The 14,966-nt window shown below is 72.6% G+C and carries 18 protein-coding genes; 11 read left to right on the top strand and 7 right to left on the bottom strand.

The window, feature by feature from the left end:
• Positions 1 to 22: 22 nt before the first annotated feature.
• From ACA514_RS36025 to ACA514_RS36015, 3 genes are read right to left on the bottom strand one after another with little or no spacing between them, the layout of a single operon-like run.
• Complete coding sequence (locus tag ACA514_RS36025; protein ID WP_375045755.1) at positions 23 to 214, bottom strand: DUF397 domain-containing protein; 192 nt, start codon at positions 212 to 214, stop codon at positions 23 to 25.
• Positions 215 to 268: 54 nt separating this feature from the next.
• Positions 269 to 466, bottom strand: coding sequence for a DUF397 domain-containing protein (locus tag ACA514_RS36020; protein WP_375045754.1), 198 nt, complete (start codon positions 464 to 466; stop codon positions 269 to 271).
• Complete coding sequence (locus ACA514_RS36015) at positions 463 to 1,272, bottom strand: helix-turn-helix transcriptional regulator (protein ID WP_375045753.1); 810 nt, start codon at positions 1,270 to 1,272, stop codon at positions 463 to 465. The genes ACA514_RS36020 and ACA514_RS36015 overlap by 4 nt, the downstream gene beginning before the upstream one ends.
• Before the next feature lie 121 nt (positions 1,273 to 1,393).
• On the opposite strand from ACA514_RS36015, the gene ACA514_RS36010 reads away from it, so the two are divergent.
• The 3 genes from ACA514_RS36010 to ACA514_RS36000 are packed head-to-tail and all read left to right on the top strand — an operon-like array spanning position 1,394 to position 3,182.
• Positions 1,394 to 1,795, top strand: a complete 402-nt coding sequence (locus tag ACA514_RS36010) for an ATP-binding protein (RefSeq protein ID WP_375045752.1) — start codon at positions 1,394 to 1,396, stop codon at positions 1,793 to 1,795.
• On the top strand, positions 1,792 to 2,034 hold the full coding sequence (locus tag ACA514_RS36005; protein WP_375045751.1) for a hypothetical protein: 243 nt from the start codon (positions 1,792 to 1,794) through the stop codon (positions 2,032 to 2,034). Before ACA514_RS36010 ends, ACA514_RS36005 begins: the two co-directional genes overlap by 4 nt.
• A complete protein-coding gene (locus tag ACA514_RS36000; RefSeq protein WP_375045750.1) occupies positions 2,034 to 3,182 on the top strand; it encodes a methyltransferase domain-containing protein in 1,149 nt (382 codons plus the stop codon). The genes ACA514_RS36005 and ACA514_RS36000 overlap by 1 nt, the downstream gene beginning before the upstream one ends.
• On the opposite strand, the gene ACA514_RS35995 is transcribed toward ACA514_RS36000, so the two are convergent.
• Complete coding sequence (locus tag ACA514_RS35995) at positions 3,163 to 3,855, bottom strand: SDR family oxidoreductase (protein ID WP_375045749.1); 693 nt, start codon at positions 3,853 to 3,855, stop codon at positions 3,163 to 3,165. The two genes, ACA514_RS36000 and ACA514_RS35995, sit on opposite strands and share 20 nt — an antisense overlap.
• A gap of 57 nt (positions 3,856 to 3,912) precedes the next feature.
• Here ACA514_RS35995 and ACA514_RS35990 point away from each other — a divergent pair, with 57 nt between their 5' ends.
• Positions 3,913 to 4,323, top strand: a complete 411-nt coding sequence (locus ACA514_RS35990) for a MerR family transcriptional regulator (protein WP_375045748.1) — start codon at positions 3,913 to 3,915, stop codon at positions 4,321 to 4,323.
• A 69-nt stretch (positions 4,324 to 4,392) separates the two neighbouring features.
• On the opposite strand, the gene ACA514_RS35985 is transcribed toward ACA514_RS35990, so the two are convergent.
• From ACA514_RS35985 to ACA514_RS35975, 3 genes are all read right to left on the bottom strand, one after another.
• Positions 4,393 to 4,917: a DUF6624 domain-containing protein gene (locus ACA514_RS35985; RefSeq protein WP_375045747.1), complete on the bottom strand. Its 525-nt coding sequence runs from the start codon at positions 4,915 to 4,917 to the stop codon at positions 4,393 to 4,395.
• Positions 4,918 to 4,986: 69 nt separating this feature from the next.
• Positions 4,987 to 5,676 carry a hypothetical protein gene (locus ACA514_RS35980; protein WP_375045746.1) on the bottom strand — a complete coding sequence of 230 codons (690 nt, stop codon included), beginning with the start codon at positions 5,674 to 5,676 and terminating at the stop codon, positions 4,987 to 4,989.
• A 19-nt stretch (positions 5,677 to 5,695) separates the two neighbouring features.
• Positions 5,696 to 6,481, bottom strand: a complete 786-nt coding sequence (locus ACA514_RS35975) for an SDR family NAD(P)-dependent oxidoreductase (protein ID WP_375045745.1) — start codon at positions 6,479 to 6,481, stop codon at positions 5,696 to 5,698.
• Between the two features lie 102 nt (positions 6,482 to 6,583).
• Between ACA514_RS35975 and ACA514_RS35970 the strand changes: the two genes are divergently transcribed.
• From ACA514_RS35970 to ACA514_RS35940, 7 genes are all read left to right on the top strand, one after another.
• Positions 6,584 to 7,159: a TetR/AcrR family transcriptional regulator gene (locus tag ACA514_RS35970; RefSeq protein ID WP_375045744.1), complete on the top strand. Its 576-nt coding sequence runs from the start codon at positions 6,584 to 6,586 to the stop codon at positions 7,157 to 7,159.
• A 58-nt stretch (positions 7,160 to 7,217) separates the two neighbouring features.
• Positions 7,218 to 8,210 (top strand): NAD-dependent epimerase/dehydratase family protein, encoded by a 993-nt coding sequence (locus ACA514_RS35965; protein WP_375045743.1) that lies wholly within the window; start codon positions 7,218 to 7,220, stop codon positions 8,208 to 8,210.
• 85 nt (positions 8,211 to 8,295) lie between these two features.
• Positions 8,296 to 9,885 (top strand): alkaline phosphatase D family protein, encoded by a 1,590-nt coding sequence (locus tag ACA514_RS35960; protein ID WP_375045742.1) that lies wholly within the window; start codon positions 8,296 to 8,298, stop codon positions 9,883 to 9,885.
• A gap of 262 nt (positions 9,886 to 10,147) precedes the next feature.
• Complete coding sequence (locus ACA514_RS35955) at positions 10,148 to 11,572, top strand: sigma-70 family RNA polymerase sigma factor (RefSeq protein ID WP_375045741.1); 1,425 nt, start codon at positions 10,148 to 10,150, stop codon at positions 11,570 to 11,572.
• Positions 11,573 to 11,814: 242 nt separating this feature from the next.
• The gene (locus ACA514_RS35950; RefSeq protein WP_375045740.1) at positions 11,815 to 13,287 is read left to right on the top strand and encodes an NYN domain-containing protein; all 1,473 of its coding nucleotides are present in this window, start codon (positions 11,815 to 11,817) and stop codon (positions 13,285 to 13,287) included.
• 103 nt (positions 13,288 to 13,390) lie between these two features.
• Positions 13,391 to 14,032, top strand: a complete 642-nt coding sequence (locus tag ACA514_RS35945; protein ID WP_375045739.1) for a tetratricopeptide repeat protein — start codon at positions 13,391 to 13,393, stop codon at positions 14,030 to 14,032.
• Positions 14,033 to 14,117: 85 nt separating this feature from the next.
• On the top strand, positions 14,118 to 14,939 hold the full coding sequence (locus tag ACA514_RS35940; RefSeq protein WP_375045738.1) for a PaaX family transcriptional regulator C-terminal domain-containing protein: 822 nt from the start codon (positions 14,118 to 14,120) through the stop codon (positions 14,937 to 14,939).
• Positions 14,940 to 14,966 lie beyond the last annotated feature (27 nt).

The raw sequence follows: 14,966 nt of genomic DNA, 5'->3' as shown, positions 1-14,966 counted from the left end.
CCTGACAGGGTGCGCCTCGCCGTCACTTCACGTCGAGGGCTCCGGAGCGGACGCGAGCGAGGAGCGCAGCGAACACCGCACGATCCACGGTGACGTGACCACCGCCCGGATCCTTGCTATCCCGCAGGCCTACACCGGATTCGAGATCGGCCACCTCGACACAGTCGGTCTGGGACGAACCGCCGCTATGGCTGGACTTGCGCCACTGAGCCATGTCAACGACTCCGATGCTCGTCTGATGACGTCCCTGACAGGGTGCATCTCGCCCTCACTTCACGTCGAGGGCTCCGCAGCGGACGCGAGCGAGGAGCGCAGCGAACACCGCACGATCCACGGCGACATGACCCCCGCCCGGATCCTTGCTATCCCGCACCCCCACACCGCCCGCCAGCGCAGCCACCTCAACGCAGTCAGACCCCGATGTGCCTCCGCTGTAACTCGACTTGCGCCATCGCTGAGCGGTCATGCCATCGACTCCCGTATCTCTCTGATGAAGTCGCGCGAAGCCTGGCGGGAGAGGGCGTCGGCCGCGATCAGGTCGTGCCGGAGCCTCATCTGCTCGACTTCCGCGGGATCTTGCATCAGTCTTCCACCGGCCGCGGCTTCCGTGTAGGCGAAGATCCGCCGCCCCACCGTGAGCAGCTTGAGCGAGCCTTGAAGCCCGAGGTGGTAGCCGACCGACCGGGGGACGACGTTGAGGATGACGTTGGGGTATTCGGAGAGCTCCAGAAGCCGATGGAGTTGCTCACGCATCACGTCGGCGCCTCCGACCTTGCGGTCCACCGCGTTCTCATCCAGGAGAGCCCAGACCCGAGGCGGGTCGGAGCGGGTCAGGATCTCAGCCCGTGCCATGCGTTTGCGGACCTCGGCCTCGACGTCGGCCGCCCCGGCCTGACGGAACAGCGTCCGGGCGTAAGACTCCGTCTGGAAGATGCCGGGTACCAGGCCGGATTCGTAGATGCGGATCTCGGAGGCGATGGCCTCGAGCGCCACCTGCTCCTCGTACCAGTTGGCCTCGTGGCCGGCCTTGGCCCAGTAGAGGATCGTCGCGAGCAGCTGGCCGGTGCCGTACAGCTCGTCGAGCAGGGCGACCTGCTTCTCGTCGGGCTTCCGGTAGCCGCTCTCCCAGTGGGAGACGGTCTGCCGGGCCGCTTTGGTGATCTTGCCGACGTAGGCGCACGAGTAGTCGTGCTTCATCCGAAGAAAGTGCAGGTGGGAGGCCAGAAAGTCCCACATCGACGATCGTGGTTCGAGCGTCTCCCTGCGAAGCATCGCGCACTCCCCGTTTTCGATCTTGTATCCGATGTCTGCGGATCCATGGCCAAGGTAACGGCGGCCGTTCACTCTTGGAGTCGAACACCGAAAGAATCACAGAAAAGGCGGTGATCGGGAAGTGGACGGCTTGGCGGACGCTTTCGAGTGCTGCCTCAAACCGGTTCCGGAGTCGGCGCGGGAGGCGCGGCAGCTCGTCTCGGTGGCGTGGGCGCATTGGGAGCTGGGCGACGACTACATGGCGCGGCTGGTCGTGTCCGAGCTGGTCACCAACGCGATCACCGCGTCCGGGAAGGCGGGCGGCGACCTCGCGATAAAGGTCGTTTGCCGCCTATCCGGAGAATGTCCGGTAATTGAGGTGTGGGACGGGAGCGACGAGCTTCCGGAGATGCGCTATCCGGCGCTCGGCGACCTCGGAGGGCGGGGGCTGCCGCTGGTGGCCTGCCTTTCCGGGGGATGGACGGTGGAGAAAAGGCCTGGAAAGGGAAAAATCGTGCGGGTCGAGCTGGGCGGGGCCGCATGACCCCGGACCACCTCGAGTCCATGGCGCTGATCATCGGAGGCGCCATGACGGTGTCGCTGGCGTTCGGGTTCATGCTGGGTGCGGCCATCGGGCCGGCCCTCGACGGGACGGGAGGACCGGCTCTGATGGGCGGTCGCGAGAGCAAGGACCAGAAGGAAATCGAGAGCGACGGGCAGCAGAAGGGCCGTCCGGTCCCGCCGGATGACCCGGGCAAGGGCACCGGGAAGCGGGGGAAGTGATGGACGTCGACGGACGGATCGACGCGATGGCGGACCGGCTCGCCGCCAGCGGCGACATGACGGACGACTCCTGGCGTGCCGTGCTGCACCGGGTTCCCCGGCACGTCTTCGCGCCGGAGGTGGCGTGGGCCTCGCCTTACGACGGTCCGCGCCGCGAGATCGACCTGCGGAAGGACCCGGACGGGTGGTGGCGGGCGGTCTACGATCCCGGCGCGGCGATCATCACGCAGGTCGACGGCGGGCCGAGTGCTCCGACGTCGTCGTTGTCGGCGCCGAACGTGGTGCTGCCGTTCCTGGAGTTGCTGCATCCGTTCGGCGGGCAGCGGGTCCTGGACGTCGGCACCGGTACCGGGTGGACGGCGGCGCTGTTGTGCGCGCGGACCGGTGAGCACCATGTGACCTCGATCGAGATCGATGAAGAGGTCGCGCGGCGGGCAGCGGAGAACCTGGACAAGGCCGGGTTCGGCCCGGAGTTGCTCGTGGGCGATGCCGCCACCGACGCCCCGGAAGGGCCGTTCGACCTGGTGCATGTGACGTGCGGGGTGACGACGCTGCCGTACGGGTGGGTGGAGCGGGCGAGGCCGGGCGGCGCGATCGTGTTCCCGTGGATGCCGGACTTCTCGTACGGCTACCAGGTCCGGCTGGACGTGCTGCCGGACGGCACGGCGATCGGGCGTCTCGCGGGCTCGGCGGGCTACATGATGCTGCGGTCGCAGCGCGGCCACCGCACCACGCGCACGCGGGAGTGGACGCAGGCCGTCACCGGCGTCGCGTCCTCCACGACGCGGCTGGACCCGCGGCTGCTGCTGCACACCCCCGGCGGCGGGCTGGAGGCCGCGATGGCCGGGCTCGTCCCTGGCGTGCGCGCCGACCTGTGCTTCGACACCGAACCGACGGGCGAGGCGACCTTGTGGCTGCTGGAGGCCAGTGGCCCGGGCGGTTCGTGGGCGTCGGTCGACTTCGTCCCCGGAAAGGTCGAGTTCACGGTCGAGCAGGCCGGCGCGCGGCGTTTGTGGGACGAGGCGGAGGCCGCCTATTTCGAGTGGTTGCGCTGGGGACGTCCCCCGCTCGGCCGGTTCGGCCTCACGGTCGCACCGGACCGCCAGTGGCTGTGGCTCGACGACCCGGTCAGACCGGTTGGCCGATAGGACGGATCGTGACGGTGTTGACGTCCACGCCGGGCGGCTGCCCGATGGCCCAGGCGATCGACTCCGCGACCTGGTCGGCGGTAAGGGTACCGCCCTCGGGCGGGCCGCCGAGGTCGTCCCAGAAGGCGGTCCCGACGCGTCCCGGCGCGATCAGCGTCACGCCGATGCCGTCGGCGGTCACGGCGCGGCGGGTGTTCTCGGCGAGGCCGGTCAGAGCCCATTTCGTAGCGCCGTAGAGGTTACCGGGGGTGTGGATGAAGCCCGCGACGCTGCCGACCAGGACGATCCGGCCGCGCGTGGCCTTCAGCGCGCCGACCGAGGACCGGATGAGCACCGCCGGGCCGAGGACGTTGGTCAGCACCATGTCCCGCCATCGGGCGGGGTCGCCGTCGACGACGCTGTCGGGGGTGGCGAATCCCGCGTTGGCCACGGCCGCGTCGAGCCGCCCGAACCGCTCGACGGTGGCGTCCACCACGGACCGCATGGCGTCGGGGTCGGCGGCGTCCGCGACGAGGGGCAGGAGCGTGCCGGGGTTTCCGCAGCTCTCGGCGAAGCGGTCGAGGCGGTCCCGGTCGCGTCCGGTGACGGCGACGCGGTGGCCGCGCTCCAGCAGCAGGCGGGCCGCGGCGGCGCCGATCCCGCTGGAGCCGCCCGTGATCAGTGTGACGTTCATGGGCCCGGACGCTAGGTCCTAGAGTCGGCTCCAGGGCAAGCCCGTAGCCTCGGACGCATGTCCCTCACCATCGGACAGGCCGCCGAACGCACCGGTCTCAGCGTCCACACCCTGCGCTTCTACGAGAAGGAAGGGCTGTTCGCCATGCCGGTGCGCCGCGTCGGCGGGCAGCGCGTCTACGGCGAGACCGAGTTGGAGTGGCTGTACCTGTGCACACGGCTCCGGGCGTCGGGCATGCCCCTGGACATGATCCGCGAGTACGCGGCGCTGGTGCGGGAGGGGACGGCGACCGTGGAGGCGCGGCTGTCCCTCCTGCGCGACCACCAGAAGCGCGTGACCGCCCAGATCGAGGAACTCCACCACTGTCTCGACCTCATCTCCCACAAGGTCGCCATCTACGAGGAGCACCTCGCGCACGAGGGCGACGACCCCCTGTGGCCCGGCTCCTGCGCGGTCTCGGAGCACTAGCGGGACCGCCCGCGGCGGCGGGCCCGTGCGGACGGGTGGTCACGCCCAGGTCACCGCGCTGGCCGCCCGTCACCTCGACGACTGACGGTCGGCGAGGCAGCGGCGCATTTCGGCGTCGTATTCGGCCATGGACGGCAGGCCCACCTCGGCGCGGCGGTCGTCCACGCCGTCGGGCTCCTCGACGGGCTGCGGGCCGAATCCCGCCGCGGTCATGCCGTACTGGGTGCCGTACCGCTGGGGCCGGCCGGCGTTGATCCGGACGCGGTCCTCCAGGTAGGCGAGGTCCTTGGGGTCGGCGTCGCCGCGCTCGACCGCCTTCAGCAGGGCGCCGAGGAAACGGCGTTGCGCCCGCCGCCGCCGGTCGGCGTGTTGGGCGAGCAGCCAGGCCGCATGGGCCGCTTCCGTTCCGACCAGCGAGATCCCCGGCCACCCGCGCCGCCGGACGACGCGATCGAGCCAGGCGGCGTTCCTGTCGTCGACCCAGAGAAAGCGCAGGGCCTTGAAGGGAGAGAGGAAGGCCCGCGGGGTCGACTCGCGGACCCTCTGGTCGCGCGCGGCCCGGCGCAACAGATCCGCTTGCAGTCTCCGGTCCATCACCCCACTATCACCCCGGCGGGCCGCCGCGGCAGCGGTCCACATCCGGACGGTGGGGAACGGCGGTGGTCAGGCGTTGAGCCAGTGGCCCGGGAATTCGGCGCGGAAGCGGTCGAGGGTCTCGGCGTCGCGGGCGCGGACGCAGAGCATGTCGCCTCCGCCGTCGGAGATGAGGACGTCCCGCTCGAAGTAGAAGTTCTGGTACTCCGCCGGGAACGGCAGGAGGGTGAAGCGGCGGGTCAGCTCGTCGTCCTCGCCCTCGTGGAGCTCGCGGAAGTCGCACAGTTCCTCGGGGCCCTGCGTGGACTCGGACAGGACGATGTCCAGGACGGTCACCGAGAAGCGGTCGAGCCACGGCTCCCAGAGTTCGAGGTACTTGTCGGCCAGGTCCTCCCGCACGTGGACGGGCGGGTCCTCCTGGCCGAGATCGTCCAGGAGGACGCCCCAGCGCGCCGCCCCCTGGTTCTCCTCCCGGAAGATCACCGCCCCGTGCTCGACGGCCAGCTCGCCCGGGCCGAGCAGCGTGTTGGAGTTGCTGTGCAGGTCGGGACGGCGGCCGAGCAGCGTGTAGGCCTCGCGGACGGCGGCGGGCAGCCGGAGGCCGAGGCGCTCCTCGGCCCCGGCCAGCTCGGCTTCGGGCGCGCCGTCGTCCGCGCCGAGGGGCGTTCCCCAGCTCTCGGCGAACCCCGTGAGGTAGGTCCAGGTTGCGGCCCGGTCGTGGAGTGCCGGCGGCAGGTCGCGGACGATGTCGAAGCCCACACTTCGACGGTATCGCTCCTCAGGCGGTTTTGACCGCGCCGCCGTCGATCAGGTGGTCGGTGCCGGTGGTGCTCGCGGCGAGCGGCGAGGCCAGGTAGGCGATGAGCGCGGCGACCTCGGCGGGCTCGACGAGACGGCCGGTGAGCATGCCGATCCGGTCCGGGAGCACGCCGATGAGCTGCTGCTGCTCCACGCCCAGGGCCGCGGCCAGTTCGGCGCCGTAGCCGTCCGGGGACTCCCACATGGCGGTGCGGGTGGCGCCCGGCGAGACGGTGTTGACGCGGACGCCCTGCGGCCCGAACTCCCCGGCGAGGGCCTTGCCGAACGCGGTCAGCGCCGCCTTCGCGGTCGTGTACGGGACGGGGCCGACGTGCGGCGTCCGGGCGCCGTTGGACGAGACGTTGACGATCGCGCCCGAGCGCTCCAGCAGGCTCGGCAGCGCGGCGCGCGTGGTGCGGACGGCGGCGAACAGGTTCAGCTCGTACGTGCCCTGCCATGCGGCGTCGTCGAAGGACAGGAAGCCGCCCGCCATGCCGCCGCCGTCACCACCGCCGACGTTGTTGACGAGCACGTCGATGCCGCCGAGCTCGCCGAGCGCGGTCTCGATCAGGCGGGCCGGGGCGTCCGGCTCGGACAGGTCGGCCGCGACGGTGATCGCGCCGGTCTCCTTCAGGCCGGGGGTGATGGTGCGGGACGCCGCGACGACGCGCATCCCCTCGGCGGTCAGCGCCTCGACGGTGGCGAGGCCGATGCCCTTGCTCGCGCCGGTCACGACGGCGGTCTTGCCGGTCAGTCGCAGGTCCATGAGAACTCCTTCATGCATCACTGGTGATGCGGCCAAGCTAGTAGATGCATCATCGATGTTGCAAGTAGTTCGTTAGTTGGAACTTTGCTGTACTGTTTCGGTGTGAGCAGAGCGTTGCGTGCGGATGCGGAACGGACCGTCCGGACGATCCTGGAGGCGGCCGAGCGGGTCCTGTCCGCCGATCCGGCCGCCACGATGGAGCAGATCGCGGAGGCGGCCGGCGTCGCCCGCACGACCGTGCACCGGCGGTTCGCGACCCGGGACGCGCTGGTCGACGCGCTCGGCGCCTGGGCCACCCGGCGGTTCGCCGAGGCCGTGGACGCGGTCCCGGTCGAGGACGCGCCGCCGCTGGTGGCGCTGTACCAGGTCACCGCGAGCGTCCTGGAGGTCAAGATCGGCTGGGGGTTCGGGATGACCCGGGCCTCGGCCTCGCCGGACCCCGAGGTCGCCCGGGTGCACGCCGACGTCCAGGCCAGGTGCGAGCGGCTCTTCCGGCGGGCCCGGGACGCGGGCGCGCTGCGCCCGGACACCGATCTGGCGTGGGCGCGGCGCGTCTACTACGCGCTGATCCACGAGGCCAGCACCGGGGACGAGGGCAAGGAGCCGGGCGCCCTGGCGACGCAGGTCGTGGACACGCTGCTGCGGGGCTTCGCCATGCATCCCGAGCGGGGCGTGTGATTCCGCTCAGAGCAGGCCGAGTTTCCGTACATAACGTACAGCTCGTACAGTTCCTGCCATGAGGCTTCTGATGCTGGGCGGGACGGAGTTCGTCGGGCGCGCCGCGACCGAGGAGGCGCTGGCACGCGGCTGGGAGGTGACCGTCTTCCACCGCGGCCACCACGAGCCGCCGGAGGGCGCGACCGCCCTGCACGGCGACCGCACCACGGAAGACGGGCTCAAGGCGCTCACCCAAGGCGAGTGGGACGCGGTCATCGACACGTGGTCGGCCGCGCCGTCCGTAGTCCGCGACGCCGCGCGGCTCCTGAAAGGACGGGTCGGGCAGTACGTCTACATCTCCAGCCGGTCCGTCCACCCGTTCCCGACACCGGCCGGAGCCGACGAGAACGCTCCCGTCGTAGAGGGCTCCATGGACGACGGCGACGTCCCCTATGCGGAAGCCAAGCGCGGCGGGGAACTGGCGGCGCTCGACGCGTTCGGCGATAGCGCACTGCTCGCGCGCGCGGGCCTGATACTCGGCCCCTACGAGAACATCGGGCGCCTGCCGTGGTGGCTGACCCGGATCGCGCGCGGCGGGCGCGTACTGGCACCCGGCCCGCGCGACCAGGGGATCCAGTACATCGACGGCCGCGACCTCGCCATCTGGACGCTTGACGCCATCGAGCGGAAACTGAACGGCCCCTACAACCTGATCAGTCCGCCAGGGCACACGACGATGGCCGGACTGCTGGCGGCGTGCGCCCGCACGACGGGATCGGACGCCGAATTCGTATGGGCGTCCCCTGAGGCGATCCTCGAAGCGGGGATCGAGCCGTGGACGGAGCTCCCGATCTGGCTTCCGCCCGGCGACACCTACGACACCCTGCAGCAGGGCAACGTCGACAAGGCGCTCGGAACCGGCCTGCACTGCCGTCCCATAGAGGAGACGGTGGAAGACACCTGGACGTGGCTGCAATCCATAGGCGGGCGCGCACCGCAGCGTCCCGACCGTCCCACGGTGGGACTATCCCCCGAGACGGAGTCGGCGTTCCTGGAGGTCGGCCGGCACTAACCGCAACCGGGTGGACGCGAAGTGCCGGGTTCCGCTAGAGAGACCTTCTATGACCGCTTTGGCACTCGGCCCCCACCTCCGGCACGTGAGCGACCGCACGGCGACGATCTGGGTGGAGACCGACCGCCCGTGCGAGGTCCGCGTGGTCAACGCCGACCACGGGCTGGACGCGGGCGCCCGCACGTTCACCGCGCACGGCCACCACTACGCGATCGTGGAGATCGACGGCCTGGAGCCCGGCGCGCGCATCCCCTACCAAGTGGTCATCGACGGCGAGACGGTCTGGCCCGAACCCGGATCGGACCACCCGCCCGGCCAGATCAGGACGCTCGACCTGGACGGGACGCTGCGCATCTCGTTCGGATCGTGCCGCCGCTCCCCCGGCACCGCCGAGCAGTTCGGGCACGACGCGCTCGCCGCGTTCGCGCACCGGCTCCGCACCGGCGGCGACGACGCGGCCTGGCCGGACGTCCTGCTGATGGTCGGCGACCAGGTCTACGCCGACGAGCTGACCGACGAGATGCGCGCGTTCATCAACAGCCGGCGCGCCGAGGACGAGCCGCCCGTCGACGAGGCCGCCGACTTCGAGGACTACACCCACCTGTACAAGCTGGCCTGGCACGACCCGGCCGTCCGCTGGCTGCTGTCCACCGTCCCCACCTTCACGATCTTCGACGACCACGACATCCGCGACGACTGGAACACCTCGTACGCCTGGCGGCAGGAGATGTGGGCGCAGCCGTGGTGGCGGGCCCGGATCACCGGCGGGATCGGCTCGTACTGGATCTACCAGCACCTCGGGAACATGTCGCCGCAGGAACGCGCGTCCGACCCGCTCTTCGCGGCCGTGCGCGCCGCGTCCGAGGGCGGCGGCGACGCGGGCAAGGTCCTGGACGAGTTCGCCGAGCGCGCCGACAAGCAGCCCGGCACCATGCGGTGGAGCTACGCGCACGACTGGGGCGACACCCGGCTGATCGTCGTCGACAGCCGCTGCTCCCGGCTGCTGACGCCCGACCGGCGCGGGATGCTGGACGACGAGGAGTTCCGCTGGCTGAACGAGCAGTGCCAGGGCGGCGTGGACCACCTGCTCATCGCCAGCTCGCTGCCCTTCCTGCTGCCCCGCACCATCCACCACGCCGAGTCGTGGAACGAGGCCGTCGCGGGCGGCGCGTGGGGGCGGCGCGCCGCAGCGGTCGGGGAGAAGATCCGGCAGGCCGCCGACCTGGAGCACTGGGCGGCGTTCGAGCGCTCGTTCCGCGAGGTGGCGGAGGACGTCATCGCCGTCGGGAGGGGAGAGCGGGGCCCCGCGCCGGCCAGCATCTCCTTTCTCTCCGGCGACATCCATTACTCCTACCTCTCCCGCGTCACCACCCCCGGCACGGCGTCGGACATCGCGCAGATCGTGTGCTCGCCGCTGCGCAACCCGCTGATCGGCACGTTCCGCCGCGCCAACCGCATCGCGTCCCTGCGGGGCGTGAGCGGACCGTTCCGCGCGCTGGCGAAGCTCGCCAAGGTGCCCGCGCCGCCGCTCCGGTGGCGGATGACCGAGGGCCCGTGGTTCGACAACGCCATCGCCACGGTCGAGCTGAGCGGCAGGAACTGCACCGTCCGGTGGGAGACGCCGCACGCCGAGACCGCCCTCACCGAACTCGGCCGCGCCTCCATCACGCGCTGACCAGGCGCCCTACCCGCACTTGCGCACGGAGCGGGGTGCACCCGTTCAGCCCCCTCGCCGGAACGGGCGCACCCCGGGTGGGCGGCTGGGGAACCGGCCCACGCCCCTCCAACGCCGGAACGGGCCGTCCATGACGCGGTTCCGCGAATCGGACGTGCCGCGTGCCCACGTGAGCCACAATGTGTGGTCAAGGCATCACAATGAGCTAGCATCGGTGGAGCGAAAAGCCCGCCAATGACGGCGCGCCGGTGAGGAGGCCACGGTGGAGGAGCCCGCCACGACCGGATCCGGCGACGCGACGCTCATCTCCCGGGTCCGGGACGGCGACGTGTCGGCGTACGCGACGCTCTACGAGCGGCACGTCGACGCGGCGCGCCGCCTCGCCCGGCACCTGACCGGCGGCGCCGACGCGATGGCCGCCGAGGACGCCGTGCAGGACGCGTTCACCAAGGTCCTCGGCATGCTGCGGCGCGGTGGCGGCCCCGACAACGGGTTCCGCCCCTACCTGCTCACCGCCGTGCGGCGGTCGGTGTACGACCGGGCGCGCGCGGACCGCCGCGTCCACCGCACCGACCGGATCGAGGAGTTCGACGAGGGCGCCCCCTTCGAGGACCCGGCCGTCGCCGCGCTGGAGCGGTCGATGATCGTCCGGGCGTACCGGTCGCTGCCGGAGCGCTGGCAGGAGGTGCTCTGGCACACCGAGGTGGAGGGCGCGAAGCCGTCCGAGGTCGCGCCGCTGCTCGGCCTCACCGCCAACGGCGCGGCGGCGCTCGCCTACCGGGCCCGCGAGGGGCTCCGCCAGGCGTACCTGCAGATGCACATGGACGCCCTGCCGGACGCGCGCCGCGAGTGCCGCCCGGTGCTGGAGAAGCTCGGCTCGTACGTGCGCGGCGGCCTGGCCGGGCGCGAGGCCCGCCGGGTCCGGCGGCACCTGGACGGCTGCGCCGGCTGCAAGGCGGCGTGCGCCGAGCTCGCCGAGGTGAACGCGGCGCTGCGCGAGGCCCTCGGCCCGCTGGTGCTCGGGGCGGCGGCGGGCATGGCGCTGGCGTCCAAGGCCGGCATGTTCACCTGGCTGCGCCATCTGCCGAAGCGGCAGCAGCAGGCGCTCGCCGGCGGCGGCGCGGTGGCGGTGGCGGCCGCGGTGGCCGCCGCGATGATGCTGGTGTCCGGCGAGGAGCCGCTCCGGCCGGCGCACGACCCGCCCGCCGCCGTCCAGGCCGGCCCGCGGCCGCCCGCCCCGAAACCGGCGGCGAAACCACCCGCGAGACCACCCGCGAAACGTCCCGCGCCGCACCCGGCCGTGCCGCCACCGGTGGTGAAGCCCGTCGCGCAGCGGCCCGCGCCGCGGCCGAAGCCGCACGTCCCGGCGCAGCCCGTCCGCAGGCCGCCGAAGAAGCACCCGCACGCGCGCCCGCCGGCACCTCATGTGCACAAGCACCCGAAAGGCCTGTTCGTCCGTGTCGTGGTCGGGTCCGGCGCGCCGGGCGCCGGGGTGCACGTCCGGGTCGGCCGCGAGGTCCGGGTCGACGTCGGCGCCGGGATCGGCGGCGGGGCCGGCGGCGGGGTGCGCGTCGAGGTCGGTGCCGGGCCGCCCGCGGGCATCCCGCCACAGGTGATGGCGCCCGTCCTCGCGGACGGCCGGCCCCATGGGCGGTTGAAGACACGGTCGCGGTCGCCCTACGGCTGAACCGGCGACCTGCTCCTTCCCGTAAAGATCATGAAGAAGGGCGGGGCGGGGCGGCACCGGCTGGTAGCGTCCGCCGCGGTTCCCAGTTTGTCGTTACTGGGGAGTCGCGAACCGGCGGTATGCCATGAAAGAGTGCGAATCGCCGTATTGGCCTACGGGGCTGACGGGCTTCACTACGCTATAGGCGCCCGAGGTCACTACGCCGGCCTGTGAGCTCCCGTGTAGAGGAAGGGCGGTGTCGCATGGATCGCTGCGCGCTGTTCGTAGACGCCGGCTACCTGCTGGCGGACGGCGCCATGGCGGTGCACGGCACCCGCCATCGCGAGACCGTCTCGTGGGACTTCGGCGGGCTGCTGCAACTGCTGAGCAACCTGGCACGCGAACGCACCGGCATGCCCCTGCTGCGCTGCTACTGGTACGAGGCGACCGTCGAGGGCCGCCGCGCCCCCGAGCACGACGCGCTCGCCGACCTGCCCGGCCTCAAGCTGCGCCTCGGGCGCGTCCGGCCCGGCCGCCGCGAGGGCGTCGACACCGAGATCCACCGCGACCTGATGACCCTCGCCCGCAACGGCGCGCTCGCCGACGCCGTCGTGGTCAGCGGCGACGAGGACCTCGCCCAGGTCGTCTCCGACGCCCAGGACCTCGGCCTGCGCGTCACCGTCGTGCACGTCGCCGTCGACGGCAACTGGACGATCTCCCGGGTGCTGCGCCAGGAGTGCGACGACCTCATCGAGATCGGCTCCGGCCACCTGCGCCCCTACGTCAACCTGCTCACCGGCATCGACACCGGGTCCGGCTCCTCCACCGGGACGCACGCCCTCGGCGCGGGCCCGCTGTCCAACGGGCACGGCTCCAACGGCCACGGCCCCGGCGGCGCCGGCGCGCCGCTCGGCCCGCTGCACACCACCGCGCACAACGGCCCGCCGCCCTCGTCGCCGATCGGCGGGCAGCCGCCGCTGAGCCCCGCCGCGTCCGGGCTGGGCTCGTCCGGCCTGGGCTCGTCCGGCTTCGGCTCGTCCGGTTCGTCGAGTTCGTCGGGCTCGTCGGGCTCGTCCGGCGGGGGGCTGGGCGGCGGCAGCGGCGGCACCGGCGTGCCCACCGGCCCGCTGCCCCTTCCCGGCGGCGGTGGCGGCCTCGGCCCGTCGTACGGTTCACAGTCGTCCTCGTACGGCTCGTCGTCCTCGCTGAACTCCGGCGGGATGCCGCTGCCGTCCTCGCCGCTGCAGGCCCCGCCGTCGTCCGGCCCGTCGCCGGCGCAAGCCCCGGCGCCCGCGCCGGCGGGCGGCCAGCCGCCGCTGAGCGGCCCGCAGTACACCTCGTCCTCGCCGGTGCCGTCCCCCTCGCCACCGCCCCCGCCGCAGACGCTGCCGCCCCAGTCGTCCGGCCCGTCGCCGCTGCCGTCGAGCCGCCCGCACGGCCCCTACACCGGCCCGCAGCAGATCGCGCCCGTCCCGGCGCAGCAGAACACCCCGACGCTCTCGGACGCGGTGAAGGCCGCGCACCAGGAGGGCCAGGACTTCGGCGAGTCCGTCGCGCGGGACGCGCCCGCCCTGTGGCTGGAGGCCGTCCTCGCCCGCAAGCCGCGCATGCCGTCCGACCTGGAGGCACGGCTGCTGCAGGGCTCCTCACTGCCCATCGACTTCCTGCTCCACGACGAGGTCCGGCACGCGCTGCGCCGCGGATTCTGGGACGCCCTCGAACGTTCCCGCAGGTGAGCGCCGCGCCCACCGGGCACCCGCCGACCACATACGGGCGGGTAATGCACGATCATCAGTGATTCGCCCGCTTCGGCCGGGCCCCGGCGGGTAGCGTTGAACCGTGACGCATGTGACGGAAGACGATCTCGACGACCTGGAGTTCGACACCCTGCGCACCGGCGATCACATCTCGGCGGCCAAGCGGCTGTCCGAGCTGGCCGAGTCGGTGACGGGCGGGGTGTCGCGCGCCAACGTGCTGCTGCGCGCCGGCGAGCAGTGGCAGCACGCCGGCGACCACGCCAAGGCCGCCGACGCCTACCGCAGGGCCCTGGAGGACGGCGGCGAGGTGTACGGCGACCCGCGCGCCTACCTGGCCGACGCGCTGTTCGAGCTGGGCCGGGCCGACGAGGCGCGGACGCTCGTCGAGCAGATCCGCGCCGACCGGCCGCGCGACCCCGAGGTGTACCGCACCGTCGCCGAGGTGCTCTACGCGCAGGGCGACGCGTCCGGCGCGCACGACTGGGCCACCAATGGCGCCGACGTGGTGCTCGCGCTGCGCGACCGCGCCGTCGGCACCGGCATCGGCGACCCCGAGGAGCCGCCCGTCGCCGAGGAGGAGTCCCTCACGCCGGGGCCCGACGACGTCGCCCTGGCCGAGGACAGCCTCGAAGCGCTCCTGCGCCTGCGGTACCGCGCCCGGGTCGACCTCGGCCGCAAGGAGGACGACTACGACGCCCTCCTCGACGACCTGCTCAAGAGCTGACCTGCGCGGGAGCTGACGGCCCCGCGCGAGAGCGGGGGGCGGGCGCGCGCGACCGGGGATCCGGGCGGCCCCTTACCCTGTGGGGATGCCTGAATCCGCCGCGGCCGAAGCGCGCGCGCAGCCGGTGATGCTCACGTTCTTCGGCGTGCACCTGCTGGGCCGGCCCGTCGCGGTGTCCGCGGGCAGCGTCATCACGGTGCTCGACCGGGTGGGGATCGGCGAGCACGCGGTCCGGACGTCGCTGAACCGGATGGTCAAGCGCGGGCTCCTGGAGCGGCACCGGCAGGGCCGGAAGATGTACTTCGCGCTGACCCCGCACGCCGTCGGGGTGCTGGAGGACGGCCGCGAGCGGATCTGGCGCGCGGGCGTGGTCAACCGGCGCTGGGACGGCCAGTGGACGCTGGTCGGGTTCTCGCTCCCGGAGGACTGGCGGCGCGAGCGGCACGACCTGCGGTCCCGGCTGATCTGGGCGGGCTTCGGTCCCCTGCAGAACGGCCTGTGGGTGGCGCCCGGCCTGGTCGACGTCGCCGCGGCGGTGGCGGGGCTGGGCCTGGAATCCCACATCCGGGTCTTCGGCGGCAGCGTGCTGGCGCCGACGGAGGTGCGCGACGTGCTGGAGCAGGCCTTCGACGTGTCCGTGATGGGCGCGCGCTACCAGGCGTTCGTCGACCGCTGGGACGCACCGGACGCCGCGTCCGGGCTGCCCGACGACCTCGCCCGGCAACTCGTCCTGCACAGCGACTGGCTCGAACTGGTGCGCCGGGACCCGCACCTGCCGGCCGAGCACCTGCCCGCGGACTGGCCCGCGGTGCGGGCGGAGGCGGTGTTCCGGGACCTCGCCGAGCGGTGGGCGCCGCCGGCGGCGGCGGAGGCGGCCCGGATCCTGGACACCCTCCCGCTCGGCTGAGACGCCTGGAACCCCTGAAACCCCTGG

Source organism: Actinomadura sp. NTSP31, from assembly GCF_041951385.1.
Taxonomy (GTDB): Bacteria; Actinomycetota; Actinomycetes; order Streptosporangiales; family Streptosporangiaceae; genus Spirillospora; species Spirillospora napierensis.
The sequence above is the reverse complement of the archived record's forward strand: the minus strand, read 5'-3'. Positions and strand labels throughout refer to the sequence as shown.

What these genes read in the sequence shown, in the direction of transcription:
- ACA514_RS36015 (WP_375045753.1), bottom strand. Translation starts at nt 1,272, where the DNA reads ATGCTTCGCAGGGAGACGCTCGAACCACGATCGTCGATGTGGGACTTT.
- ACA514_RS35990 (WP_375045748.1), top strand. Translation starts at nt 3,913, where the DNA reads ATGTCCCTCACCATCGGACAGGCCGCCGAACGCACCGGTCTCAGCGTC.
- ACA514_RS35995 (WP_375045749.1), bottom strand. Translation starts at nt 3,855, where the DNA reads ATGAACGTCACACTGATCACGGGCGGCTCCAGCGGGATCGGCGCCGCC.
- ACA514_RS35975 (WP_375045745.1), bottom strand. Translation starts at nt 6,481, where the DNA reads ATGGACCTGCGACTGACCGGCAAGACCGCCGTCGTGACCGGCGCGAGC.
- ACA514_RS35985 (WP_375045747.1), bottom strand. Translation starts at nt 4,917, where the DNA reads ATGGACCGGAGACTGCAAGCGGATCTGTTGCGCCGGGCCGCGCGCGAC.
- ACA514_RS35950 (WP_375045740.1), top strand. Translation starts at nt 11,815, where the DNA reads ATGGATCGCTGCGCGCTGTTCGTAGACGCCGGCTACCTGCTGGCGGAC.
- ACA514_RS36005 (WP_375045751.1), top strand. Translation starts at nt 1,792, where the DNA reads ATGACCCCGGACCACCTCGAGTCCATGGCGCTGATCATCGGAGGCGCC.
- ACA514_RS35940 (WP_375045738.1), top strand. Translation starts at nt 14,118, where the DNA reads ATGCCTGAATCCGCCGCGGCCGAAGCGCGCGCGCAGCCGGTGATGCTC.
- ACA514_RS36025 (WP_375045755.1), bottom strand. Translation starts at nt 214, where the DNA reads ATGGCTCAGTGGCGCAAGTCCAGCCATAGCGGCGGTTCGTCCCAGACC.
- ACA514_RS36000 (WP_375045750.1), top strand. Translation starts at nt 2,034, where the DNA reads ATGGACGTCGACGGACGGATCGACGCGATGGCGGACCGGCTCGCCGCC.
- ACA514_RS36020 (WP_375045754.1), bottom strand. Translation starts at nt 466, where the DNA reads ATGACCGCTCAGCGATGGCGCAAGTCGAGTTACAGCGGAGGCACATCG.
- ACA514_RS35965 (WP_375045743.1), top strand. Translation starts at nt 7,218, where the DNA reads ATGAGGCTTCTGATGCTGGGCGGGACGGAGTTCGTCGGGCGCGCCGCG.